A 25199-nucleotide genomic window follows, 5' to 3' on the forward strand; every position below is an offset into this window, starting at 1 on the left:
CTGCATAGGCTATTGCTCATTTCAACGAATTTATTAACTCTTATGCCTTTCATTAGATTATAGCAGGGGACTGAAAAATTTAGCAATACCCTCTATAAAACGTTTGTAAAGCGGGCGGTTTTTAAAAGTTTTGTAATCTAAGCTTTTATTAATTTCACAATATTCTGTAAATTCTTTACATATAGCCTCCGTAATCTCTTTATCATAAATAACGGCATTGGCTTCAAAATTATGTTCAAAACTGCGGTAATCAAAATTACCAGATCCTACAGAAGCAACTTCATTATCAATCAATATAACTTTACTATGGGAGAAGTCTTCTCGTAAATAGATGTTTACCCCAATAGCAAGAAGCTCTTCAAACCTAGAAAACATAGAATATTTTGCCATAAGCGAATCGGATTTGTTCGGAATTAATAAGCTTACTTGAATGCCACTCAAGGCAGCAATTTTAATGGCTTGTAATACGGTGGTGCCTGGAATAAAATAAGGGTTGGCAATATAGATAGATTTAGTAGCGCTATTGATCATAGAAATATACTGCTGCATTACTGCAGGTTGTCTAGAATCTGGCCCACTAGCCACTATTTGTACGGTACTTTCTCCAATAGGTTCAAGGTTAGGTAAGTATTTTTCATTGATAAGCATCTCTTTACTACTCGCAAAGTGATAATCTTTGATAAAAACACGATGTAAGCTATTGACGACAGGACCTTCTAATCGTACATGCAAATCATTCCATATACCAAGAGGCGAGCTTTTTTTTATGTACTTGTCAGAAACATTTACACCTCCTGTAAATCCTAAACTACCATCGATAATTATAATTTTTCTATGGTTTCTATAATTTAAAGTAAACAATAAGCTGCCAAAACGTAAGGGCATTATAGGGTAAGCTTCTACCCCAATATCTTTAAAGCGTTTTATTGTTTTACCTCTAAAAGAAAAGCTTCCTACAGAATCATAAATTAAGCGCACTTCTACACCTTCTTTAATTTTTGTTTTAAACAATTCATAAAATCGTTCTGATAATTCGCCTTCTTCAAAAATATAATACTGCAGGTGTACAAAATATTTTGCCTTTTTTATGGCTTCAAAAATTGCATCAAAGGTTTCTTCACCATCATTTAGAATAGTAACACTATTGCCATTGTAGGAAGGGAAGAATGTATTTTTTTTATTTAATTTAGATAGCTTTTTGTATTTGTTTTCATGAATATGAATGTCATCTTCTGTTGTGGATAGACTTTTATAGGTCTCATCATACAAGCGTCTTCTTTCTGTTTGTCTAAGTCTAAAAAAGCGAAATTTTCTTCTATTGACGCCAAAAAGATAGTAGAGTATGGGGCCACCAAAGGGGATAGCTATAATAGTTAATAACCAGCTTAATGATTTTGTTGGTCTTGAACCATGTAAAACAATACTCCCAAATGCCCAAATGGTGAGCACCAGATACCCTATAAAAAGCAATGTTCGCATAGTCCTAAAAATTGTTTGATTTTAAATTTTGGGTCAAAGTACTTATTTCTTATGACAATTAAATATACGCGTACGTTTACGGTTAATTATAAACTGGATTGGGGTGTTGTTTAAGGTGTTAATTAAGGAAATTTACAGTCTAAAGAAAAACAACCTAACTTTTGAGACCTTTATTACATAAGAAATATATTTTCTGGGCGCTAACTAGTGCAATACTACTCATGCTTTTATATGGTGTGGCACATATTTATGTGAAACACAAAATAGCGCAGGCTATAACTAATGAGCAGTCCTCCAAAATGAAAATCACCTATAATGATTTAAGTTTAAGTTTACTCAATAATCAATTGCGTTTAACGAATCTAAGTTTGCTGCATAAGGCTGTGGTAGATAGTGCTAAAATAGGAAGTGTAGTAATTGATGGGTTTCAATATATACACTTTTTAAGAACAGGAAACATTGCGATAGAAAACATAGAAATAACAGGCCTTTCGGCATCCTTCTATACAAAAGATACTACAGGTATACCCGAGAAGAATCCTTCTCCATTAAAAAAGCAAATAACTGTTGAGCATTTTCAATTGTCGGATGCAGATATGAAATTAATAGATATAAGGAATAATAGCATTTTAATTTCCGGAGAACATGTAGATCTTGGATTACAGGACATTAAAATGTCTTCATCTACCATTCATAACCAAATACCTTTTACCTATTCTACTTACATTTTAGAGGCTGATAACCTTAAGACAAGCGTGGGCTTATATGAAAACCTTACCATAGATCATCTTAAAGCAGATGGAGCTATTGCAATAAACGGTTTAGAATTAAAAACTAAATATAGCAAAGCAGCACTTCAAAAACATATTACAAAAGAACGAGATTGGGTTCATTTGAAAGTACCTGAAGCAACGCTTTCTAAACTTGATTTTTTAGTAGAACAAGATTCTTTTTCAGTAGAAATTCCTTCTGTAGTATTAAAAGGTTTAGATCTGGAAATGTATAGGAACAAACTAATGCCTGATGATTATACGTTAAAAGATATGTTTGGTAAAAGCATTAGAAACTTACCTTTTGGTCTAAATATTCCCTGTTTAATGATAGAAAATGGTAAGGTTTCTTATTCAGAATTAGTAGCGCTAGGAACAACACCAGGAGAACTGTTATTTACAGAGATTACATCTGTCATAAAAAATATTTCAAGTACTGGAACAAAACCTTTAAGTATAAAAAATAAAGCAAAACTTATGGGAGTGGCTCCTATAGCATTAGATTGGTCTTTTTATCAAGAAAATGGAGCTCATTTATTTAAAGCTTCTGGGGTAATTTCTAATTTTGATACAGAAAAATTGGATTCTTTTTTAAAACCAAATTTACGAGCCCAAGCAGAAGGTACTATAGATGCTCTATATTTTACCATTAGTGGTGATGAGTTTGTTTCTTCAGGAGATTTAAAGATGAGCTATTCTGATTTTAGTTTTGTTGTCCTAAAAAAAGACCGATTAGGGGTTAACAAACTTTTGACGGCTCTCGTAAATATTTTTACAAATGACGGTTCTAAAACCGATGAATTTGGCTTTAGACACGGACAGATAAAAGTAGAAAGAGATCCTACAAAATCATTTTTTAATTATTTGTGGCTCAATGTAAAAGCCGGAATCCTACATACATTTACGGGGAACGGTAAAAAAGAGTAAACGTAATCGGATTAATAATAAAACGGAACAAGCCACTGTCTTCAGGGGTTCTATGCTAATTTTATTGAAAATTTAAGACATGGAAGATATGGGAGTCATTTCAACAGATAAAAATAAAATTACGCTGTTTTACAATTCAGAAAGCAGCATAGGAAAACAATGTTATGGCTATGTACAAGCTTCTGATAAAGAGGTACTGGGCGTAGATATTTCTAAAACGAATATTACAGGCACCCAATGGGCAGAACTTGCCGAAAAATTAGGTATTCCAGTTAAAGAGCTAATAGATGTAAAACATGCAGATTTTGTAAAGCTATATGGTGATAAAGACATCGTTATGGAAGATCATGATTGGATGAAAATATTAGATAAGAACCCAACATTAGTACAGTTTCCTGTTTTAGTATTTGGTGAAAATTATTATCAGCTTACTTCAGGGGCAGATTTTAAAAAGTACCTTGAAGCAAACAGTGCAGGAATTGATAAAAAATAAATACTATAAAATTTGGATCAAGTAAAACCAAGAAAACGATACAAGAAGAAAAGGTACATTGTACCAATAACTATAATTACATTATTACTTATAGGAAGGCTACTATTACCATTTTTTGTGAAGAAATATGTTAATGATGTACTGGCAGATATTCCGGGATATTATGGTCACGTAGAAGATATTGATATCTCATTAATTCGTGGCGCTTATGTAATTAATAATTTATACTTAAATAAAGTGAATGCTGGTTCTGAAGTTCCTTTTTTAAATTTTGAAAAAACAGACATTTCTGTGGAATGGAAATCGCTCTTAAAAGGTAAAGTAGTGAGCGAAATTACCATGACTAGACCTGAGGTTATTTATGTTTTTGAAGATCAACAAGAGGGGGAAGCCGAAGACCCAGACATTGAGGACTGGACCAAAGCACTAACAGATTTAGTTCCTATTGATATCAATAATTTAACGGTTGTAGAAGGTAAAGTGGCCTTTGTGGAGGTGACTGCAAAGCCAACTATAGATTTGCATATGAATGAACTGAACCTTCAGGCAACAAATCTGAGAAATATTGTCCAAGAAGATAGAACACTCCCTTCAGATATACATGCTACGGCAGTTTCTATAGGAAATGGGAAGTTTACTCTTAATGGAAAAATGAATTTAGTAAAGGAGATTCCTGATATGGATATTTCATTTTCATTGGAAAACGCCTCCATCACTGCGCTTAACGATTTTACGAATCACTATGCAGGAATAGATTTTGCAGAAGGAAATTTTAATATTTTTAGTGAGATTGCTATTGCAGATGGTTATATGAAGGGCTATGTGAAACCATTATTGAAAGACTCTAAATTAATTAGTAAAAAGCAAGATAAATTTTTTGATACCCTGTGGGAAGGTTTTGTAGGCTTTTTTAAATTTGTCTTAAAAAATAAAGGGAACAATACTTTAGCGACTAAAGTGCCTATTGAAGGAGATTTAAATAATGTAAAATCTAAAGTTTGGCCAACATTCACGAATATTATAAAAAACGGTTGGATTAAGGCGTTTAAAGGGACAGTAGATGATGAGATTACCTTTGAGGATGTAAAGAATGAGGCAGATAATACTTCAAAAAAGTCAAAAAAAGAAAATAATTAATATAATTGTTAGGGGATGAAAAAGGGAGAAATTACTTTGGTAATTTCTCCCTTTTTTTTTGTTTATCCGTTAGAAGAAAATCCTGGGTAACAGGTCATTCCGCCATCCACAAATAAGGTGGTGCCGTTTACATATTCAGCTTCATCAGACGCTAACCAACTGGCTACGCTGCCAATATCTTCTGGTAAGCCCATACGACCATAAGGAATTAGTTTCAATATCTTTTCTAAACCTTCTTTCGTATCCCAAGCGTCTTTATTAATATCGGTTTTTATAGCTCCTGGAGCAATGGAGTTGCAGCGTACTTTTTTAGGAGCATATTCTTGGCAAATACTTTCCATCAACATTTTTAAGCCTCCTTTTGTAGTAGCGTAATTAGCATGACCTGCCCACGGAATAATTTCATGAACGGAACTTATATGAATAATTTTGCCTAGAGAATTAGAAATTTCAGGTCGCATGCCACGTCTCATAAACTCATTTAAAGCTTCTTTAGCACATAGAAATTGTCCTGTTAAATTAGTGTCAATAACATTTTGCCATGCGCTTAAAGGCATTTCATGCAAGGCATAGTCTTCTTGTATGCCAGAGTTACCTACCAAAATATCTACAGTGCCAAATTTGGAAATTGTCTGTTTATATAAATTTTTCACATCACCTTCCTTACCCACATCACATTGAACAACAATGACATCTCCGCAACTAGCGTTTCCTTTGATCCAATGCGCAACTTCTTCCGCTTCTTCTTTACTACTATGATAATTTACGACCATATTGGCACCCTCCATAGCAATAGATTTTGCTATGGCAGCTCCAATACCAGAACTAGATCCAGTAACGATGCAGGTTTGATTTTCGAGTCTATTATTTGGTTTTTGCATGTTTTATATTTTAGTACATCAAATTACGATTAAAAGCAGGTTTTCAGTACTTTATACTTTATTAAAGCCAATTTTTTTAGCTTTTGTATCAATTATCGCTACGAAGTAGTAGTGCCGTGTATTTGGATTAATTATTCAATGGTTACCATCAATACATACAGGGATTAACGCTTAATTTAGTGGTAGATAATAACGATAAAATAGATATAAAATGAAATCAGAAACAGCAGAAATCGGAATTAAAAAATCAAATAGAAAAGCGGTAGTAGAAATGTTAGAGCAACTGCTAGCTGATGAATTTTTAATGTATACAAAATATAGAAATTCACATTGGAATGTAGAAGGTCCAGATTTTCACACAAAGCATGTATTTTTTGAAGAAGAATATGGTAAGTTAGAAACTATTTTAGACGCAGTGGCAGAACGTATCCGTATGTTAGGTTTCTATTCTCCAGGAACCATGAAACGTTTTATAGAGTTATCTCATTTAGAGGAAAACGGACCAAAACAAAACGATAGCATCAGTTTTATGGAGATATTGCTAGAAGACCATCAAACCGTAATCGCTTTTATTAGAAAAAGTATTAGTGAAAATGCAGAAGAGCACAATGATGAAGGTACAGCAGATTTTATTACAGGTATCTTACAGCAGCATGAAGAAATGGCTTGGATGTTAAGAGCATCAGTTAAAAAGTTCTAAGCACTGAAAAAAAAATAAAAAGCGTTAAGACGATAGTCTTAACGCTTTTTTTGTGACCACAATTTAGTTACTTCCCATACATACTAGGTTCGGAATTTTTAGTTGTGTCCTACTATAACTTCTTTTTTATGTTTTTTAAATTTCAACAAAGGAAGAATCAGCCCAGCCTAAAGGAAAAGCATCGTTGGTAAATTGCGATTACTATGGTATACAGGAATGAAACCCTATTTATAAGAAGAATCATATTCAGTTTGTGTAGTTAACTAGCAAGCACAAAAAAATGCCAGCCTTTTAAGGCTGGCATTTTTTAATTTATCTTATGTATAAGATTACGCTGTTACACCTAATCTGTTCTGGTTGTCTTGGTAGTATTTTGGACTACAGTCATACTTTTCTTTGAAAATTTTAGAGAAATAACTTCTACTTGTTAATCCTACTGTGTATACAATCTCTGAAATGTTTAAATCTGTTGTTTTTATTAAATTCTCAGCAGTTTCAACACGTATGTTTCTAATAAAATCTGTAACTGTTCTGTCATGTAATAATTTAAAACCTTCTTGTAATTTTGAAGGAGATAAACCAGATTTTTTGCTTAAATATTTTAAACTGTATTGAATCTCAGGATAATTTTTAATGAAACTAGAGATTTCTTTAATATCTTCCATTTCATCTCTAGTTAATGAACCAAAGTTGTTTTTAATATTCTTTTGATCTTCTTTATGTTGTTGAATCTCTAGTGCTAAAATTACGTGTACAGTACCATTGATTAATAAGTTACGTACAATTCCTTTCTGGCTGATGGCATCCATTTGTTGTATTTTCTCAGCAATTTTTAAGTTGTAAGAACCAACATACGTGTACATGTCTTCGCCATTTTTAGGCATGAAATTCTTTATTAATTGATTTTTTAATAAATCTATACTTTCATCATCAGATGTTTGTAAAGCATCAACTTTAATATTGGTGAATTTTACAGCTTGATCTTTTCTAAAAAATAGAATAGAATCTTTATTCGGGTCGCTTGAGAAAATTCCTGTTTGAAATTGATTCAACGATTTTTTTATAGATGTTTCACTAAACCCATAGGATAACTGTCCGTTAGAACAATACATGAAATTTATTGGGTTTGTGGTGCTTGTAGTGCTTTTTATGATGGTATCTTGCTTAAAAGTAACATCATACTTCATAAAAGTAATATCGTTCTTAAAAGTGATTCCTGAAATAGAACCAATTGCAGATTCGCTATTTAATTCTAATTTAAATTCTTGACTTGATTTGTTTAATTTACCACCTAATTCATTCTGTAGGTCATTAAACATTTGAGATATTGTATTTGTTTTAAGGTGTATCGTTTTCATAATGCTGTTTTTACGTTAATAATTGTTCTCTTTTAAAACACTAATTATAAGAAGCACTGCTGCCAGTACTAATACTAAGTGAATCAATAGGCCGAAATCAAAAAAGAAAAACCCTATGGCCCACAGCGCTAGTAATATTGCTGCTAGAATTTTAAAGTAACTGAGCATGTTAATCTGTTTGTTCTATATTTTTATTCACCGTACAGTCTCCAATACTGTTTGATGTATAATTAGTTGAAGCATCTATAGAAGTGTCTAATGCACTTCTTACATTCCCAACTCTTGAATTTGTCTGATATTTATAGTTATTCTGATTCATAGTAGTTCTTTTAGTGATTGAGTTAACAATTCGCATACAAGGTTGTTTTGTACATGACAAATTTCGGAAAAGAGGAGACCTTATTTGTTACACAATTTTTCGTTAGTGTTATATAATTATTGGAAAGAGCTACTTTTTAGACACAAAAAGCCCCGTTTAGGGTAAAAACAGGGCTTTGTGTATTTTAATAAGAATGTAAATGTGTTGCTATACTATAAGGTAAGGGTTAAGCAGGAAGGTAAACACAGAAGGTAGATCCTTTTCCTATAAAGCTCTCTACAGAAATATGACCCCCATGGTTTTGGGTTATTTTTTTACAAATAGCTAAACCAATACCTGTTCCGGTATATTCTGTTTTTTGATGCAAGCGTTGAAAAAGCTCAAACACCTTATCGGCATGTACTTGATCAAAACCAATACCATTATCAATTACAGATATGCGGTAGTATGATTTCTGTTTTTTTACGAAGTTATCTGTAATATCACTTCGTTTTAGTTTCTTACAATTAATTATAATTCTAGGATCTTCTGGTCCTCTATATTTAATAGCGTTTGATACTAAGTTATTAAACAATTGTTCCATTTGAAAGGGAACCGCATTTAAGGTAGGAAGGTTATCTATAACCAAATCTACACCAGACTCTTTAATGCGTGCTTCTAAATCTTCTTTAACTTTATCTATAATTTCTTCAAGACTTACTGTTGTAAATTCGCTTTTTGTTTTATTAATACGCGAATACGATAATAAATATTTAATAAGCATTCGCATGCGCTCAGAAGATGAGGAAATTTTAGCAAAGAATTCTTTGCCTCTCTCTGATAAATTGTTATAATCCGTATCTTCTATTCTAGATATAAACATCTGAATTTTTCTAATAGGCTCTTGTAAATCATGACTGGCAACTCTATTAAATGATTCTAACTCTTCGTTTGATCTTTTTAGCTCCTGATTCTTCTCTTTTAATTTAAGGGCGCCTTTTACTTGATTCGTAATATCTTGGATGACACCAATTAAGGCATCATCTTGAAAATGTCCTGTAGTTCTAAAATGTTTTATTTTTCTTGAGTTGTTTATGATGCGGTATGAGAAATCTACGGATTTCTTTTTATCAATAGCTTCTTTAATGCTTTCCTTGTAGCCAGGCAAATCCTCGGGATGAATAAAATTCTTATAATTTTCATGTGTAGGAGGAAATTCTTGAGGTTTGCAATCTAAAAGCATATATAGGTTATCGGAGATATCTGAACTTTCTTCTTTTTCAACTACGAAGCTCCAGCGGTAATTACCGATTTTGGCTAATGTTTTAGCATCTTTTAAAATAGCGTTCTGTCTTTTGAGTTGTTCGTTTATTTCTAAAATTTTTCGTTCGTCTTGTTTCTGTTTTGAAATATTCATAGAAGTAACGCAGACTCCATCACCAGTTTTAATGGCATAGGTATCAAACCACATATGAACATTATTAAAAATATAATCTCGTTCAAATTCAATAGGTTTTCCTGTTTTTACCGCCTCACATAATAGTTCAAAAACACCGTTATTCATCAAGAAAGGATAAACATCTGATATTTTTTTCTGGACTAACTCATTTGGTTTTTGACCTGTAGTATTTTTAATTTCTTCATTGGTATAAAAGATCGTAAAATCTGTGATAATTCCTTCCTTATCTGTTTGAGGTTCAAAATAACTTATAACGTTATTGGTACTTTTAATAACGTTCTGCAAAAACTCGTCCGTTTCTTTTATTTCTTCATATTGTTCCTGTAACTCTAAATTTAAAGCATTTAGTTTAGCGACAGATTCTTTTTCATGGGAGGTGTTTTTTGCAATAATCAATAAGCCATTGTTTAAAGGACTCATTACAGACTCTAGCCATATTTTTTTACCATTTAAAAGTACTTGTCTGCTTAGCTGACTTTCTTTCTTGTCTATAAATGATTTCGCTAGTACCTCATACTCGCCATTTAAAACTGTAAACGGGAATATTTTTGAAATTGGTTTTCCTACAATATCTTCCGGGTCTAATCCAAAATCTATTTTGTTACGCTCATTAGCATAGACTAACTTAAAATCAGTAACCTCACCATTGTCATTGTAAATAGGCTCATAGAAATTTACAATATTTTCTGTTTTAGCCATGACGTTAGAAAGGAATGCTTCTGCTTTAGATCTGTTTTTACGTTCATTATTAATTTTAATGAACGATACTACAAATACAAACATGGCAAATACGCCCAATACTAATATCATAAAAGGAGATAAGAATGCGTACGAGTTAAACTCCTCTTTACGTTCTTTTAAAAGTTTTTCTTCTTTTATCAGCATAAAGTTTTTACGCTGCTTAAGTTCTGCCATGATATGGGCAATCTCGTCTAATTTGGTACGCTCTTTGGTAGAATATTTTAAGCGTACTTTAGGTGAAACCGCTATAGCTTTCAATGCTTTTACAAGATTTCGTTGTAATTCTCCTACGCGTGTTAAATGAGTTTGTTGTATGGGGTTGTCGTCTAATAAAACTGTTAGTTTGTTAAATTTAATGTCAGACTCATCAATATATTTTTGAAAAGATATAGAGGTTACTAAGGTGTCTTTTCGTAACAAATTGGTCAGCTGTGCTGATTCCATTTGTGAGTATATTGAAAATAGATTATTTATTTCTGTTTCAACTTCTAATGTATGAGTTACAGCATTGGCAGCTTCTTTAAATTCCGATATTTGTTTATAGCTTATGCTGCCAATAAAGGTAAGCAGAGCTGCTGCAATAATGAGTAATACTATATAGAGTTTTGGGGATAATATTAGCTTTTTAGCCACGATTTTTTTCTTAAATTCTTAGTAAAAAATTCTCTCTATTCAAGGCAGACGTTTCATACTGCCAATTAAGCTGCAATACTTTTTCGATAACCGTTCTCAATTCTCCAAAACTGTTAGGTTTGTTAATGTATACATTAGCACCATTCACAAATGTTTCTTCAATATCTCGTTCAGAAGAGGAGGTAGAGTATATAGCAACAGACAAATCTCTAAGTTTGGCATGTTCTCGAATCTCTTTTAAGCACTGCATGCCATTTTTAATAGGCATATTTAAATCCAAAAAAATAACCTCTGGAAGTATTACATTGGGCAATACCAGGTAATCCATAAGTTCTTTACCATTTGTGAATAATGATAATTTTGTCTTTATTTTAATTTCTTCAATAGCATCTTTAAACAAAAGTCTATCATCTTCGTCATCATCTGCTAATGCAATATTCAATGTTTGGATTGCCATGTATAATTTATTAGTTTCTATATCCTACTTTTTCTTTTCTTTTTTTTATTATTTTTTGAAAAGAAGAAGGAGTAAGTCCGGTTGTTTTCTTAAACTGTGTTGATAAATGTGCAACGCTACTGTAATTTAACTTATACGCAATTTCGGTTAAGGTTAGATCATTCTCAATAATAAGTGTTTTAGCTACATCAATCTTTTTTAAGATAACAAAATTCTCTATTGAGGTGTGTGTTGTCTCAGAAAATAAATTGGAAAGGTAGGCATAGGAATAATCTAATTTTTCAGATAAATAAGTAGAAACATTATATTTTTGCGCTTCTTCATCACCATTTACAACGAGCGTAATAGCATCTTTTATGCGTTGTATTAAAGCTATTTGTTGGTTGCTGATGATTTCTATTCCGTATGCTGATAAATTTTCTGTTATAACTAGCATTTGAGCATTGTCAGGAGTTTTATTTAATATAATTTCTCCAACACCTAGTAAAGAATATTCTAGACCCATGGCATCTAGTTGCTCACAAAGCACTTTTCTGCATAAAATGTTATAATCAAACTTTACATTTATTGTCATAAAATAACTTTATTGAAACCTCTGGTGAGCCTTACAAATATCGTATTTTTTTGCCTTTAATCTTCCCTTGTTTAAGTTTTATTTAACCACTACTAAAGAACTATTTGACTAGTTATGCTCGAAATGATCTTTGGGTATTTCTTTAAAAAACTCTGCCATTACAGTATCACTCGAAGGACTATAGTTTGCGAGTACCGTGCCTTTAATGTGGTCATTAGTTTCAATAACATACAATATTGACATATCTGATGGGTTGCTCATGCCTTCAAATCGGAATTCTTTTTTGATGTAAATTTCTTCAGGTTTGTACTCTTTTTTTGTATCTAAATCAATTAAGATGCCTCCCTTGGCCGTAAAATTAGTAGTGAATCCTTTCGCCTGATATTCTTCAATATATTCTTTTTCACTTTTTGCATATTCCATAAGTTCTATTTTTTTTATATTTAAAAAAAAGGACAAAATCAATTCATTGAATTCTGTCCTTTTATAATAATATCAATTCAGATGACGGTATTAATTGTCATCTGTATGGTCGTCAATTTCGTCTCCTACTTCCTCAACGCCTTCGTCAATTTCGTCTCCTACTTCTTCAATTTTATCTTCTGTAGTTTTGTCTTCTCTACAACTTGTAAATGTCATTAAAGAGGCTCCTAAAAATAAGATTAAGAAGGTATTTATTATGGGTTTTTTCATCGTTTTAATTTTAAGTTTATACGTGTATTATTTGTATGTCTATACCTTTTTTCTTCCGGTCAAAAGTGAAATAACAAAGAGTATTAAAAATATAAAGAATAATACTTTTGCGATGCTTGCAGCACCTGCTGCTATTCCTCCAAAGCCAAATACTGCGGCTATAATTGCTAATATGATAAATGTGACTGTCCAACGTAACATAATGTTTGTTTTTAAGGGTTAAATTGAAGCTAGCATTTTGCTAACTGTCTGTTACAAAGATGCAACTGTTTTAGAGTTTAGATTAACGTAATCGATAAATTTGTTGCTCCATAAACAATTGATATTCTTTAATTTATAGGGAATAAAAAAAGGAATACTTTAAAGTATTCCTTTTTGAGTAAAAATATAATGCAAAAATGTTTAGCTGATGTTTTCCATCACTTTTTCTTTCGCTAGATCTAGTTCAATTTGATTCATCTGTTGTGTTAACAGTGTAATTGTACTAGAAGGTAAATTTGTTTCTGATAATACATCTTTGTATTCATCAATGGCTGCTTTTTCTCCTCTAATTGCTTCCTCTAACATAGATTCCGAAGTGTTTGAAGAAACGAATGCTTTAACATCCATCCATGTTCTATGTGCAGCTGCAGCTAAACTTCCGCTTTTTTCTATATTTTGTCCAAAACTATTTATTTCAACTTTAAGTTGGTGTCCAAAATCATATCGTTGCTTACTTTTTCTTGTAAAGAATGTTTTTAAAACTACATTATCTGTATTTTCAGATGCTTTCTTATAGCCTTTTTCTGCATCATAGGTTTTTTCTAATAATGCATTTAATTTATCTCCTACTTTATCTGTATATGTACTCATAATTATTGTATTTATGTGATGAGGTATTTAATGCTACCTCTTTTAGCATATTTCAAATTTACCTTCTTAACATTATTAGGATTAACCCATTAGATGTTTTGATTGCCGCAAAAAGATTTGTTTCGTTAAAAAAATGTTACCCCTCTTTTTGTTCTTGTGTAAACTTAAAGTTTTTAGGAAAGTCTAAAGTTCTTATCGGGAACGGAATATTAATATCATTCTTATCAAAAGCTTTCTTAATACAAATCATAGCTTCTGACTTAGCTTTAGCAACCTCTAATGCAGAGGTAGAATCAATCCAAAATCGTGTTTCAAAATTTATGGAGCTGTCTCCAAATTCAGAATATATAAAAATAACATCCTTTTCGTTTGCTACGGGTTCAAAATTAGATACGATCGTTTGTCTCACTAAGTCGCGAACAAATTCTAAGTTTGATGAATAACCAACGCCACAAGTTAAAATAACTCGGGACTGCGCCGTTGATGAAAAGTTTTTAATAGGGTTTTCTAACACCAATTTATTAGGTAAGTAAACTAAATTGTTATCAGGTTGTCTTATGGTCACGGCACGTAAATCTATATCTATAACCTCGCCCTCAAAATCATTGCTCTCTATCCAATCGCCAAATTTTATTTGTTTAATGTAGGATAAAACAATACCAGAAAAGGTATTTGCTAAAGCGCCTTGCAATGCTAACCCAACGGCTAAACCTGCCACCCCTGCACCTGCTAATATGGTGTTTAGCGTTTTACTTAAATCTAAAATCCCTAATACTAAAAATAAACCAGCAAAAATCACTAAAATTGAGATTAGCTTAGCAATGACATTTTTCATCGATTTTTGAAGGCTGCTCTTGCTTAGTAATTTTAAGGTTAACCTACTGATGTATTTAGATAGGAATAGGACAATGACAAAAACAAATATTGCAATAATAATATTTGGTAAGTTGATGATTAAATTATTTAACCATGATTCTAATCTATTTGCCATTTTGTTCCAGGCATCAGTTAATTGTATTTTCATGTGGTTTTATTTTAAATGCAAAACTTAGCTATTGCATTCTGGATTGTTATATTATTTTTTAAATATGTTGATGTTTTGGAAAGAAAAAAAAGCATGGGTTCAACTTATTAATCGTGTTGAAAACCATGCTCTACCAACCAACATTATAAAATGCATTCAAATATAGAAAGGGAATAGGCTAATGATGTGCTGTATCCAATGTTTGATTAACTTTTTTGAATTCATACGATTAGATTAATAATATTTGTGTTGTGTATAGTATTAGTGCTTGTAAAAGGGGAACTTTATAGGCTTATAAAATTTTTAATTATGATAAAATCAATAAGGAAGTATTTAAAAGCATGGTATTATAAGGTGTTATATAGCATTGCATTTTATCCTGTTCTACTTAGTATTCTATTTCTAATTATTGCGGTAACAACTAATCGTGCCGAAAGTTTAGAGATTGTAGTAAAACTTAAGGAGAAAATTCCTTATTTATTTATTTCAGACTATGATACCTCAAGGGCTATATTAAACACTTTAGTCGCAGGCATATTATCGCTAACCGTTTTTAGCTTTTCTATGGTCATGGTGGTTCTTAGCCAAGCTTCTTCCAATTTTTCTCCTCGGGTATTGCCCAGCTTAATTTCAAATAAGAAACACCAACTAATTTTAGGGTTTTACATTGGCACCCTACTTTACTGTATTTTCTCGTTAATAACCTTGGGTGCTAAAGGAGTAGATTCTGATGCTATTGGTCTGTCTACAATGCTTGCCGCAATGTTTAGTGTTGTTTGTATTGTGTTTTTTGTAGATTTTATTCACAGCATATCAACCGCAATTCAAATTAATAATATTATAGATCGTATTTATGTTTCTAGTTCTAAATCATTACAAAAAGCGTATAATTCTCAGCATAAAAAAATCACGTTAAGTGTATCAGAAACTACTAATTTTAAACCGCTAGTGATCAAGAAAACAGGTTACTATATTAGTTTTGATATGTCATTAATTTCAGCAGCTAGTAAAAATAAAGAATTGCAAATAAATGTTTTACCTTATTTAAATCAGCACCTATGGGAGGGTGATGTTATTGCTACGGTTTCTAAAAACTTGACTGATGAAACCATGGATGAATTATTATTCGGGTTTAACTTATCTACTAACAGACATTCTGGAGATGAGGGTATTGGTGGAATGATAAAACTTATGGAAATTGCTGTTAAGGCAATGTCGCCTGGTATTAATGATCCCGGAACTGCTATAGAGGCAGTAACAAAATTAGGGAAATTACTATATCAATCGGTTGCTTTTGCTAATGCTACTTCAGAAGCTGTTGTACATACAAAGTGGATTGTTGTGTCTCACAATATTGCGATAGAAGAATTATTGCGAATAATTATACAACCAATACGTTTTTATGCAAAGGAAGATTGTACGGTCTTATTCCAGTTAATAAAAGCTTTAAAATATAGTATGACCAATCCTAAAATTTCCGAAGATAATAAGGCGAGTATCGTAATGGAACTTTCTATACTTGAGGCAGACGTAAAAAAATATATTGTTAACGAGGCTGATAGGAGAAAGTTACTACAGCAGTTCTAGTAATATAAGCATAAAAAAAGCCGTAACATAAATGCTACGGCTTTTGAATTTAAAAAGGATAAATGCTTTTTTATTTTAGTAATTTCTTTACCAATAATAGTGTGCCAAATTTTTTGGCCATTTTAATCCCCGTTTGTAACCAATTTAATGGTGATAAATCTTCCTGAACTTTAAGCTTTAGACCTTTCAACTCCTCAATAGCAATTTTCCGTTCTAAGCTTAAAAGCTTCAAGTCAAGCTCAATTTCTTCGAATGAGGTATAATTTTTATTTCTCATGAGTCAAAATACGTTTTAGATAATTTTTTAATGATTACGCTATCTATGCTTTTTCTAACTAACAAGAGGAGTAAAACCATAAGGATAAAAATTCCTCCAACAATTAAATAGCCAAGAGCCATATCGTCAAAATGGTTTCCAAGAGCAATTGCTCCGGCGATTGCCATAAAAATTAGACCTAAGACGCATAAGCTACCTAATAGAACAATCTTTATCAGATAAGAAGATAATGTGGTCAACTGTTGAAATACTTTTAATTCAAAATATTTCTTAGTAGATTTCACATAGGCCTCACCTGCATCGGCTGCGCTGTTTGTAGTATCATCTAAAGACTTTAAAATGCTCATTTTAATTATGATTTCTGTAATTTCTTATTCTTAGCTTTTAATTCAGATAATTTACTTTCTAAGGTAGTGATTACATCTTCTGTTTTATGACTTACATCAGAAACAATGTGCTCTATTTGCGTATCTAAAGATTCTCTTTTAGACGCTACAGAATGTGCTGCTCTATCTCTTAAATCTAAAGCTGTTTCTGCTAGTGTATCTCTTGTTGAAGCTGCTTGATCTGCTATTTTTTGTCTTGTATTTACGCCTCTATCAGGAGCAAATAAAATTCCTAAAGCTGCTCCTATTGCGGTACCAGCTAATATCCCTAATAATGTATTACTGTTATTATTCATGTTATAAGTGTTTAAAATTTGTTGTGGTGATTGTATCTCAATAACCTTCAACAAAGTTACTTAAATTGTAGCATTTATCTTGTCTTATTTGAATATTTGATTAACTGTAATGCCATGTATCTGAAAGCGTTAAGAATTGAATGGATTGCACTAAGTTGCCCAATATTTTGGCATTAGATTGCCCGATAATAACAACTAAAAAAACAATATGGACATTAAAGAGAATGACTCGAAAACAAAATTTATAAAAGAATCTGATGAAGATACTAAGCATTACATACTACAAAAGAATAAAAAAACAAAATTAGGAATAGGAATTATAATTGTTTTTCTACTAGTAGTGATTGTTGGAATTATAATGTCCGGAGTATTTTTTGATTCTTAAAACATGAGAAATAGATACCATAAAAAAAAGGGTCGCAATTTGCGACCCTTTTTTTTATGAACGATAAATTAATCATCATCGTGTTTTATTGTTTTCCAACTGTCCATAAAGGCAAACTGACTCTGATCAATTCTTTGCCGTTCTTTTAATTCTGCTTTTTGTAACTCTGGAGATAGTTTGTCTAGCTCCCCACCATAATAACCTAAAGCTATTGCAGAAGTTATGTGATAGTTCTCTGGAACATTAAATAGTTTCTCTGCCTGTTGCCAATCTAAACCTGCCATTTGATGCATGGCAATACCCATGTATTGTGCTTGGGTGGTCATGTTGCCTATAGCTAAGCCTAAATCATGCAAGGCATGAAAGTTATCTTTATGATCTTCTGTTTTCTTTTCATAAGCAGTGATCATTAATAGTGGAGCATTTACAACCCATTCTTTATTAAAATCACTTAAGCAGGAAATAATATTTTGATAAGCTTCTGAATTTTTTTCAGCATAGATAAATCGCCATGGCTGTATATTATTACAACTAGGAGACCATCTAGCGGCTTCAAAAAGCTGATTCAAATGTTGTTTTTTAACCCTTACATCTTTAAATGTTCTAGGACTATAGCGTTGCTTTAAAAGTGCAAATATTTCATAATCACTTTCAGCAATATTTTCTAATTGTATTTGTTTCGGTGATGTCATAATCTTTTCTTTTTCACCAACAAAAATACAATAGCGTTGATTTTGCTGTTGACGCTAACCCATATTACATTGATTCTTTTGAAACCAAGGTGTTAAAAATCAATATTATAGTTGTTCTTGGTTGTGTACTTCTTGTCCGTATTCGTCTTTGTAAATACGTAAAACAATTAAAAATAAGCTAATAAGTAGTGGGCCAAAAATTAAGCCTATAAATCCAAATAGAGGGACACCAACAATAACTCCAATTAATGTAATCAATGGGTGTACATTATCAATCCTTTTTAGAATCACCAAACGGAGTAGGTTATCTGTAGATCCAATAACGACCAATCCGTAGATAAGTATTCCCCAGGCTTGAAAATCATTCCCAGAGGCTAAGGTTAAGATAAAAACGGGTAATGTTCCTATAAATGTGCCAATAAAAGGAATCATAGACCCAACAAATACGATAACTGCCCAAAAGAAAGGTTGTTCAATATTAAATATTAAGAAACCAATAAGCGCTACAATACCCTGGGCAAAAGCTACCAGCGGAATCCCTAAAGCATTGGAGCGTACCATTGCTTGCACATCTTTACCTATAATTTTTAAATTATCATTACCAATAGGAATATATTCATAAAGAGACTCTCTTAGTTGTCTGCGATTGGTAAGCATATAATACAGCATAAAATACATTAAACCCAAAGCAATAAGAATATTGAAAGTGCCACCAGCAAAAGACTGTAAGCTATCTGATATCCAGCTGGAAACCGCCGAAGCATCTATTTTAGAAGTTAGGTCATATCCTATCTTATCTTCCCATGTTCCTAATTGTTTTTTGCTTGCTTTGATTACATCTTCTGAGTGTGCAACAGTATTTTCTATTTTATTTGCTAGCATCAATATTATTCCTCCAACAGGAATTAGAATGCCTATGACCGATCCAATTAAGAGTACGCTTACAGCCAAATCAGAATTCCAACCTCTTTTTACTAACTTTCCCATGGGTTTCCGTAATAATACATAGAAGGTTATGGCTCCTAGAACTCCTGATAAGTAGGGGAGCATCTCTGTGAAAATTAATGATGCCATTAATAGAATAAGAAGTATTATAAATAACTGCCTAATCACTTTAGGATTTATTGCTTTCATGATTTTATAGATTTAGATGGTTGTTCAGAATTTGTGTTGTTGTCTTCCAAAGCAACATAGCTTGGTGTAATTTTGTGGCCGTATCTTTTGGCGTAAATATAGGTGAACTCTGCACCGAAAAATAGAATCAGGCAAGAATAAGAAACCCAGAGAAGTATTAAAACAATTGTACCTGCCGCACCGTAAGTAGAACCAGGATTTGCCTCACCAAAATAAAAGCCTAAAAGCGATTTTCCTATGACAAATAAGACTGCGGTAATTAAAGCTCCAATCCAAACTGTTTTCCATCGAATTTTTGCATCTGGCATATACCGGAACATCAATGCAAATAGTACCGTTATGATGCCTATGGAGACTGTGAAATCTAATATATAAGCAATGTAAATTAAAATATCAGGAAAAACTTTTCTAATGTATTCGTTTAAGGCAGAAATACCTGCGGTAACAATAAAACTAACTAAGAGTAGGAAGCCAATGACCAAGATAAATGCAAAACTTCTGGCTCTATCTGTAACTAATTTCCAAAAATTTGCGTTGGGGTTGGGTTTAATATGCCACATTTCATTTAGGGATAATTTTAATTGATAAAATACCCCTGTAGCACCAAAAAGTAATGTTCCAATACCAATTATGGTAGAAATTAAATTTTCTTCCTTGTTTTGTGTTTCTGCAATGATGGTTTCAATAGCTTCTGCCGCATTACTGCCCAGAGCAGTAGAGATTTCAGAGGTTAATCTTCCTTGAACAATTTCTGTTCCCCAAATACTACCTACAATATTTATGATGATAATCAGTAAAGCAGGGAGCGATAACACGGCGTAATAAGCTACTACGGCACTTAGGCGCCACGGGTTTGCTTTGTCCCAAGCTTTATAAGTATCCACAATTAAAGAGGGTAAATCTTTAAGTTTAAATTTTTTCTCGCTGTTATCTAGCATTAGCTTTAAAACTTTGTATTTATAGGTAAAAGTAATTATGAAGTTTTAATTAATTTAACTGTATCAATAAATATATTTCTTTAATAAGTTCGGCTCAATTTTAAAAAGGTGATATCAGTCATTGCTGATCTGTTTTGTGAAGCGTATTTTTGTAGTATCATCTTTTGTAAGGGTGATTTTTTAAATAACAAACCACCATGAAAAAAATTCTCCTTTTTATCATCTTAATTATCATTTCTAGCTGTAAGAGTACCAAGCTTGTAGATAGTTACAAGAATCCTGAAAATGTGGTATTCACGGCTTATAAAGTGTTATTGGTGGGCATGACGCCTAACCAGGAAACTAGAGTAGCCTTTGAAAGCCTACTTAAAGAAGAGTTTGATAAAAGAAAAATTGAATCTATGCGTAGCATTGATCTTTTTGATGTCAATTTCACAGCATCTGCAAAGACCGAAGAAGAATTAAGAGCGGTAGAAAGACAGTTGCTAGATAAAGATTTTGATGCGGTTTTGTTTGCAAAGGTACTTGGCTCAGAAAGTAAACAGACGGTAAGAAAGAAAATATCTGATTGGGGGAATTATACAGGTAAGTTTAGAGATGATTATTTACAACATCAAGATATTTATAACAGTACCGGTTATTATGACCAGTTTAAAGTATATCATACAGAAACCACATTGTATTGTATTTGTGAGGGCAAAGAACAATCTATGGTTTGGCGTGGAAGTATAGATTTAACAGACCCGAAAAATATAGACAAGTCTATAGATGAATACGTACAACTTGTTGTAAACGCTATGCAGGAGCAAGATGTCATATTTAGAAAAAAATAAACCCCTAAGCTTTGTTAAGTTTAGAGGTTGTAATTTTTAGTTTTTTTAATTAAATCTTATCTTTTGTTAAGGTTAAGGATAAAAAATAAGTCCCGCAAAATAACTAAAGATTAGAACGATAATGAAAAATAGGATAGTAACAAGTAAGCTTATCCCAATTCTCTTGTAATCAATTGATCTGTGTTTTTGATGGTTAATACTGTCTTTCATAATTAATGGTTCAAGGTTCTGAATGTAAAGGTATTACGCCTACTTAAATTATATTGTTGTGGTTAGACGAATAGACATTTACTGTCGACGAAAATCATATTTAAATAGATTAGCCAATTTTCAAGAGTAGGAAAAATCGCCTTTTTAAATAAATAGCAGCGCTTTTTAAGGGTTCTTGTCGTATTGAAAACTTCTTTCCTTTAATTATACTTCATTTAAAATGTAGATGAGCTGTTTCTTGTCTAAGAAATTTAGAATCATTACTTGTATTTAAGAGGTTGATTGTCAGTTAGATAAATTTAATTTTTTGATAATGATTTTTTAACGTTCAATTTTAAAATAATTTCTTGTTTTTCCATTTTTTTTGTTTTCATTTGTCATCTCAAACCAATATAAAATAAGCGGTTTGGCAACTAAGCTTTTAGCTACATATAATGAGTATTAATTTTATGTTCGGGGTATTGGAAAATAGGAAGGCAAATCCAATGCCGGTCTTCAAAAGAGGCAACCGAATAAAAGTATTTTCTTCTATAGAATCTAGGATCGTGAGCAGTCAACACGATTATTTTTTTATACCTACTACCCAACGTCAAATCATTATCTAGGGATTGTATTAATTTATTTGGTAAAAACAGCAGTGTTTTTAAAATCAGTTTATTAGTTTTAACAAATACAATCCATTTTAATGAATACAAAATATATCAATTTAATAGATCAAACGTATTATTTTCCTCAAGAAGAATTTACTTTAGAGGGCGAAAACCTTAATTTTCACGGCATTCCTTTAATGGATTTGGTAGAGAAATATGGTAGCCCTATGAAATTTACTTACCTGCCTAAAATCTCTGAAAATATAAACAGAGCAAAAGCTTGGTTTAAAATTGCGATGGAAAAGAACGATTATAAGGGTAAGTACCACTATTGTTATTGTACAAAAAGTTCACATTTTCAACCTGTTTTAAATGAAGTACTGAATAATGATGTGCACATTGAAACTTCTTCTGCCTATGACATAAACATCGTGGAAAAGCTTAAGAAGAAAGGTAAAATTAAGGACGATACGTATGTAATATGTAACGGCTTTAAAAGAGACGAGTATATAGATAACATTGGTAGGTTAATCAACGAGGGTCATCGTAATTGTATTCCTATTATAGATAACTACGAAGAGATAGATCTATTGTCAGATGTCATTGGAGATACTTTTAAAGTCGGTATTCGTATCGCTTCAGAAGAAGAGCCTAAATTTGAGTTCTATACCTCAAGGCTAGGAATAGGGTATAAAAACATTGTTCCTTTTTATGAAAATCAGATAAAAGATAATGATAAAGTAGAGCTTAAAATGCTTCACTTCTTTATAAACACAGGAATTCGTGACAATGCCTATTATTGGAATGAATTGGTGAAATGTTTAAAAGTTTACATTCGCCTTAAAAAAATGTGCCCTTCATTAGACAGTTTAAATATTGGTGGCGGTTTTCCTATAAAGAATTCACTAGCTTTTGATTATGATTATCAATATATGATTGATGAAATTATCAATCAAATTAATATTGCTTGTCAAGAAGCGGAAGTTCCAGTACCTCATATATTTACAGAATTCGGTAGCTTTACGGTAGGAGAAAGTGGCGGCGCTATTTATGAAATATTATATCAAAAGCAACAAAACGATCGTGAGAAATGGAACATGATAGATTCTTCTTTCATTACCACCTTGCCAGATACTTGGGCAATTAATAAACGTTTTGTGATGTTGCCAATTAATCGTTGGCAAGATGAATATGAGCGCGTACTCTTAGGAGGCTTAACGTGCGATAGTGATGATTATTACAATAGCGAACAAAATATGAACGCTATTTATTTACCAAAATATAGAAGAGATAAACCTTTGTTTATCGGCTTTTTTAATACAGGAGCATATCAAGAATCTATAGGAGGTTATGGAGGTTTGCAACATTGTTTAATACCGCAGCCAAAACATATTCTTATAGACAGAGATGAAAACGGGAAATTAACAACCAAATTATTCAACGAACAACAAAAAGCAGAAGACCTGCTAAAAATTTTAGGCTATGACGACAACTAACAATTACGCGGGAATACCTGATAAGTATGCGCAATTGGAAACGGCAAAGGTGGTTTTAATACCAGTGCCTTACGACGGAACAAGTACATGGAGAAAAGGAGCAGATAAAGGGCCAGAAGCCTTTTTGAAAGCATCTGAAAACATGGAAATTTATGATATTGAAACAGATACAGAAGTGTATCAACAAGGTATTTATTTAGCAGATGCTGTAACCGAAAATAGCTCGCCAGAAGCTATGGTAGAAGCAGTACATGCGGTGACCAAAGACTATATCAAAAGAAATAAATTTGTAACGTTATTTGGAGGGGAACACTCTATTTCTATAGGTACTATTAGAGCGTTTAATGAATGTTTTAATAACTTAACCGTATTGCATATAGATGCGCATGCAGATCTGCGTGAATCATATGATGGCAGTAAGTGTAACCATGCTTGTGCTGTTCATGAAGCTAGCCAAACAACAAATCTTATTCAAGTAGGTATCCGTAGTATGGATGCTATCGAGAAAACGTTTATGGACGAAGAAAAAACATTCTTTGCGCATGATATGGTTAACGATGAGTATTGGATGGATACGGTTATAGAATTGATGACAGAAAATGTATTAATAACATTTGATTTAGATGCATTAGACCCAAGTATATTATCATCTACAGGAACTCCTGAACCAGGAGGCCTATTTTGGTATGAAACTTTAGAATTCTTGAAGAGAGTTTTTGCTGAAAAGAATGTTGTAGGTTTTGATATTGTTGAGCTTTGCCCTAATGAAGTAGATAAAACTTCAGATTTCTTAGCGGCTAAGTTGTATTATAAAATGTTAAGCTATAAATTTATGGGTGAAGCTGCAGATGAAGCTTACGATAACGCATATGATATAGATTTAAAACAAGGCGCTACTAATAATTCAAAATTTGAAGATGACGAAGACTAAAGGACCAATTTCCAATTTTATTGAAAAGTATTATTTACACTTTAATGCAGCAGCTTTGGTTGATGCCGCTAAAGGATATGAAGATCAATTAAACAACGGTGCTAAAATGTTAGTATCTCTAGCCGGTGCTATGAGTACTGCTGAGATTGGTAAAATATTTGCTGAGGTTATTCGTCAAGATAAAGTTCAGATTATTTCGTGTACGGGTGCCAACTTAGAAGAAGATGTCATGAACTTAGTGGCACATTCTCACTACAAACGTGTTCCTAATTATCGTGATTTAACACCTCAAGATGAGAGGGATTTATTAGAAAAAGGGTTAAATCGCGTAACAGATACTTGTATTCCAGAAGAAGAAGCATTTAGAAGATTGCAAGAACATATCTTTAAGATATGGAAAGATGCAGAAGATGCTGGAGAACGTTATTTGCCGCATGAATACATGTATAAAATGTTACTTTCAGGTGTTCTTGAAGAATATTACGAAATAGATTTGAAAGATTCTTGGATGTATGCAGCAGCAGAGAAAAACTTACCAATTATCTGCCCGGGTTGGGAAGATAGTACTATGGGGAACATCTTTGCTTCCTACGTGTTAAAAGGAGAATTGAAAGCTAGCACCATGAAATCTGGTATAGAATACATGACCTTCTTAGCAGATTGGTATACCGAGAATTCTAAAAATGGAATTGGTTTCTTCCAAATTGGTGGAGGTATCGCAGGAGATTTTCCAATTTGTGTAGTGCCAATGTTATACCAAGATATGGAACGTACAGACACGCCATTTTGGAGTTATTTCTGTCAAATTAGTGATTCTACTACAAGTTATGGTTCTTACTCAGGAGCAGTTCCAAATGAAAAGATAACTTGGGGAAAATTAGATATAAATACCCCGAAATTTATAATTGAGAGTGATGCTACAATTGTGGCTCCATTAATTTTTGCATACCTATTAGATCAGTAATTAT

Annotated in this window: 29 protein-coding genes; 10 read left to right on the forward strand and 19 right to left on the reverse strand. The window is 32.3% G+C overall.

Annotated features, from left to right (window positions below; translation table 11 throughout):
* Nucleotides 1–57: 57 nt before the first annotated feature.
* Nucleotides 58–1479: a cardiolipin synthase gene (gene cls / locus CELAL_RS08955; RefSeq protein WP_013550586.1), complete on the reverse strand. Its 1422-nt coding sequence runs from the start codon at nucleotides 1477–1479 to the stop codon at nucleotides 58–60.
* 161 nt (nucleotides 1480–1640) lie between these two features.
* Between cls and CELAL_RS08960 the strand changes: the two genes are divergently transcribed.
* From CELAL_RS08960 to CELAL_RS08970, 3 genes are all read left to right on the forward strand, one after another.
* Nucleotides 1641–3176 carry a hypothetical protein gene (locus CELAL_RS08960; protein ID WP_013550587.1) on the forward strand — a complete coding sequence of 512 codons (1536 nt, stop codon included), beginning with the start codon at nucleotides 1641–1643 and terminating at the stop codon, nucleotides 3174–3176.
* Nucleotides 3177–3255: 79 nt separating this feature from the next.
* Nucleotides 3256–3669: an arsenate reductase family protein gene (locus tag CELAL_RS08965; protein ID WP_148229665.1), complete on the forward strand. Its 414-nt coding sequence runs from the start codon at nucleotides 3256–3258 to the stop codon at nucleotides 3667–3669.
* Nucleotides 3670–3681: 12 nt separating this feature from the next.
* Nucleotides 3682–4806 carry a DUF748 domain-containing protein gene (locus tag CELAL_RS08970; RefSeq protein WP_013550589.1) on the forward strand — a complete coding sequence of 375 codons (1125 nt, stop codon included), beginning with the start codon at nucleotides 3682–3684 and terminating at the stop codon, nucleotides 4804–4806.
* A 62-nt stretch (nucleotides 4807–4868) separates the two neighbouring features.
* Here the strand turns inward: CELAL_RS08970 and CELAL_RS08975 are convergent, their stop codons facing one another.
* Nucleotides 4869–5687: a glucose 1-dehydrogenase gene (locus CELAL_RS08975; RefSeq protein WP_013550590.1), complete on the reverse strand. Its 819-nt coding sequence runs from the start codon at nucleotides 5685–5687 to the stop codon at nucleotides 4869–4871.
* A gap of 211 nt (nucleotides 5688–5898) precedes the next feature.
* On the opposite strand from CELAL_RS08975, the gene CELAL_RS08980 reads away from it, so the two are divergent.
* Nucleotides 5899–6387, forward strand: coding sequence for a Dps family protein (locus tag CELAL_RS08980; protein WP_013550591.1), 489 nt, complete (start codon nucleotides 5899–5901; stop codon nucleotides 6385–6387).
* A gap of 329 nt (nucleotides 6388–6716) precedes the next feature.
* Here the strand turns inward: CELAL_RS08980 and CELAL_RS08985 are convergent, their stop codons facing one another.
* The 11 genes from CELAL_RS08985 to CELAL_RS09030 all read right to left on the reverse strand — a co-directional run bounded on the left by CELAL_RS08985 (nucleotide 6717) and on the right by CELAL_RS09030 (nucleotide 14476).
* Nucleotides 6717–7745 (reverse strand): AraC family transcriptional regulator, encoded by a 1029-nt coding sequence (locus CELAL_RS08985; protein WP_013550592.1) that lies wholly within the window; start codon nucleotides 7743–7745, stop codon nucleotides 6717–6719.
* A 15-nt stretch (nucleotides 7746–7760) separates the two neighbouring features.
* Nucleotides 7761–7913 (reverse strand): lmo0937 family membrane protein, encoded by a 153-nt coding sequence (locus CELAL_RS22855; protein WP_148229666.1) that lies wholly within the window; start codon nucleotides 7911–7913, stop codon nucleotides 7761–7763.
* A gap of 1 nt (nucleotide 7914) precedes the next feature.
* The gene (locus CELAL_RS22355; RefSeq protein WP_013550593.1) at nucleotides 7915–8064 is read right to left on the reverse strand and encodes a hypothetical protein; all 150 of its coding nucleotides are present in this window, start codon (nucleotides 8062–8064) and stop codon (nucleotides 7915–7917) included.
* A gap of 226 nt (nucleotides 8065–8290) precedes the next feature.
* Nucleotides 8291–10876 carry an ATP-binding protein gene (locus CELAL_RS08995; protein WP_013550594.1) on the reverse strand — a complete coding sequence of 862 codons (2586 nt, stop codon included), beginning with the start codon at nucleotides 10874–10876 and terminating at the stop codon, nucleotides 8291–8293.
* A 10-nt stretch (nucleotides 10877–10886) separates the two neighbouring features.
* Nucleotides 10887–11333, reverse strand: a complete 447-nt coding sequence (locus tag CELAL_RS09000) for a response regulator (RefSeq protein WP_013550595.1) — start codon at nucleotides 11331–11333, stop codon at nucleotides 10887–10889.
* Nucleotides 11334–11343: 10 nt separating this feature from the next.
* Complete coding sequence (locus CELAL_RS09005; protein WP_013550596.1) at nucleotides 11344–11907, reverse strand: helix-turn-helix domain-containing protein; 564 nt, start codon at nucleotides 11905–11907, stop codon at nucleotides 11344–11346.
* Nucleotides 11908–12015: 108 nt separating this feature from the next.
* The gene (locus CELAL_RS09010) at nucleotides 12016–12330 is read right to left on the reverse strand and encodes a hypothetical protein (protein ID WP_013550597.1); all 315 of its coding nucleotides are present in this window, start codon (nucleotides 12328–12330) and stop codon (nucleotides 12016–12018) included.
* 90 nt (nucleotides 12331–12420) lie between these two features.
* Complete coding sequence (locus CELAL_RS09015; RefSeq protein WP_013550598.1) at nucleotides 12421–12600, reverse strand: hypothetical protein; 180 nt, start codon at nucleotides 12598–12600, stop codon at nucleotides 12421–12423.
* A 39-nt stretch (nucleotides 12601–12639) separates the two neighbouring features.
* Nucleotides 12640–12801, reverse strand: coding sequence for a DUF1328 domain-containing protein (locus CELAL_RS21855; RefSeq protein WP_013550599.1), 162 nt, complete (start codon nucleotides 12799–12801; stop codon nucleotides 12640–12642).
* Between the two features lie 201 nt (nucleotides 12802–13002).
* Nucleotides 13003–13452 carry a ferritin-like domain-containing protein gene (locus CELAL_RS09025; RefSeq protein ID WP_013550600.1) on the reverse strand — a complete coding sequence of 150 codons (450 nt, stop codon included), beginning with the start codon at nucleotides 13450–13452 and terminating at the stop codon, nucleotides 13003–13005.
* A 136-nt stretch (nucleotides 13453–13588) separates the two neighbouring features.
* The gene (locus CELAL_RS09030; RefSeq protein ID WP_013550601.1) at nucleotides 13589–14476 is read right to left on the reverse strand and encodes a mechanosensitive ion channel family protein; all 888 of its coding nucleotides are present in this window, start codon (nucleotides 14474–14476) and stop codon (nucleotides 13589–13591) included.
* 309 nt (nucleotides 14477–14785) lie between these two features.
* Here CELAL_RS09030 and CELAL_RS09035 point away from each other — a divergent pair, with 309 nt between their 5' ends.
* The gene (locus CELAL_RS09035) at nucleotides 14786–16063 is read left to right on the forward strand and encodes a DUF2254 domain-containing protein (protein WP_013550602.1); all 1278 of its coding nucleotides are present in this window, start codon (nucleotides 14786–14788) and stop codon (nucleotides 16061–16063) included.
* 70 nt (nucleotides 16064–16133) lie between these two features.
* On the opposite strand, the gene CELAL_RS09040 is transcribed toward CELAL_RS09035, so the two are convergent.
* Genes CELAL_RS09040 through CELAL_RS09050 form a run of 3 tightly spaced genes read right to left on the reverse strand, consistent with a single transcriptional unit; the run spans nucleotide 16134 to nucleotide 17022 of the window.
* Nucleotides 16134–16340 carry a hypothetical protein gene (locus CELAL_RS09040; protein ID WP_013550603.1) on the reverse strand — a complete coding sequence of 69 codons (207 nt, stop codon included), beginning with the start codon at nucleotides 16338–16340 and terminating at the stop codon, nucleotides 16134–16136.
* Nucleotides 16337–16687 (reverse strand): hypothetical protein, encoded by a 351-nt coding sequence (locus tag CELAL_RS09045; RefSeq protein WP_013550604.1) that lies wholly within the window; start codon nucleotides 16685–16687, stop codon nucleotides 16337–16339. The genes CELAL_RS09040 and CELAL_RS09045 overlap by 4 nt, the downstream gene beginning before the upstream one ends.
* 5 nt (nucleotides 16688–16692) lie before the next feature.
* Nucleotides 16693–17022 carry a YtxH domain-containing protein gene (locus CELAL_RS09050; RefSeq protein WP_013550605.1) on the reverse strand — a complete coding sequence of 110 codons (330 nt, stop codon included), beginning with the start codon at nucleotides 17020–17022 and terminating at the stop codon, nucleotides 16693–16695.
* A gap of 208 nt (nucleotides 17023–17230) precedes the next feature.
* Here CELAL_RS09050 and CELAL_RS22360 point away from each other — a divergent pair, with 208 nt between their 5' ends.
* Nucleotides 17231–17407, forward strand: coding sequence for a hypothetical protein (locus CELAL_RS22360; protein ID WP_013550606.1), 177 nt, complete (start codon nucleotides 17231–17233; stop codon nucleotides 17405–17407).
* Nucleotides 17408–17475: 68 nt separating this feature from the next.
* Here the strand turns inward: CELAL_RS22360 and CELAL_RS09055 are convergent, their stop codons facing one another.
* The 3 genes from CELAL_RS09055 to CELAL_RS09065 form a co-directional block, all read right to left on the reverse strand.
* A complete protein-coding gene (locus tag CELAL_RS09055) occupies nucleotides 17476–18099 on the reverse strand; it encodes a nitroreductase family protein (RefSeq protein ID WP_013550607.1) in 624 nt (207 codons plus the stop codon).
* 105 nt (nucleotides 18100–18204) lie between these two features.
* Nucleotides 18205–19233, reverse strand: coding sequence for an AI-2E family transporter (locus tag CELAL_RS09060; protein WP_013550608.1), 1029 nt, complete (start codon nucleotides 19231–19233; stop codon nucleotides 18205–18207).
* Nucleotides 19230–20171 carry a YihY/virulence factor BrkB family protein gene (locus CELAL_RS09065; protein WP_013550609.1) on the reverse strand — a complete coding sequence of 314 codons (942 nt, stop codon included), beginning with the start codon at nucleotides 20169–20171 and terminating at the stop codon, nucleotides 19230–19232. The genes CELAL_RS09060 and CELAL_RS09065 overlap by 4 nt, the downstream gene beginning before the upstream one ends.
* 197 nt (nucleotides 20172–20368) lie before the next feature.
* Between CELAL_RS09065 and CELAL_RS09070 the strand changes: the two genes are divergently transcribed.
* The 4 genes from CELAL_RS09070 to CELAL_RS09085 all read left to right on the forward strand — a co-directional run bounded on the left by CELAL_RS09070 (nucleotide 20369) and on the right by CELAL_RS09085 (nucleotide 25195).
* Entirely contained in the window at nucleotides 20369–21004 is a 636-nt protein-coding gene (locus tag CELAL_RS09070) for a cardiolipin synthetase (protein WP_013550610.1), read from the forward strand.
* A gap of 895 nt (nucleotides 21005–21899) precedes the next feature.
* Nucleotides 21900–23300 (forward strand): type III PLP-dependent enzyme domain-containing protein, encoded by a 1401-nt coding sequence (locus CELAL_RS09075; protein WP_013550611.1) that lies wholly within the window; start codon nucleotides 21900–21902, stop codon nucleotides 23298–23300.
* Entirely contained in the window at nucleotides 23287–24231 is a 945-nt protein-coding gene (gene speB / locus CELAL_RS09080; RefSeq protein ID WP_013550612.1) for an agmatinase, read from the forward strand. Before CELAL_RS09075 ends, speB begins: the two co-directional genes overlap by 14 nt.
* A complete protein-coding gene (locus tag CELAL_RS09085) occupies nucleotides 24218–25195 on the forward strand; it encodes a deoxyhypusine synthase family protein (RefSeq protein ID WP_013550613.1) in 978 nt (325 codons plus the stop codon). Before speB ends, CELAL_RS09085 begins: the two co-directional genes overlap by 14 nt.
* The last annotated feature ends 4 nt before the right edge of the window (nucleotides 25196–25199 follow it).

It is taken from the genome of Cellulophaga algicola DSM 14237 (genome assembly GCF_000186265.1).
GTDB classification, from domain to species: Bacteria; Bacteroidota; Bacteroidia; order Flavobacteriales; family Flavobacteriaceae; genus Cellulophaga; species Cellulophaga algicola.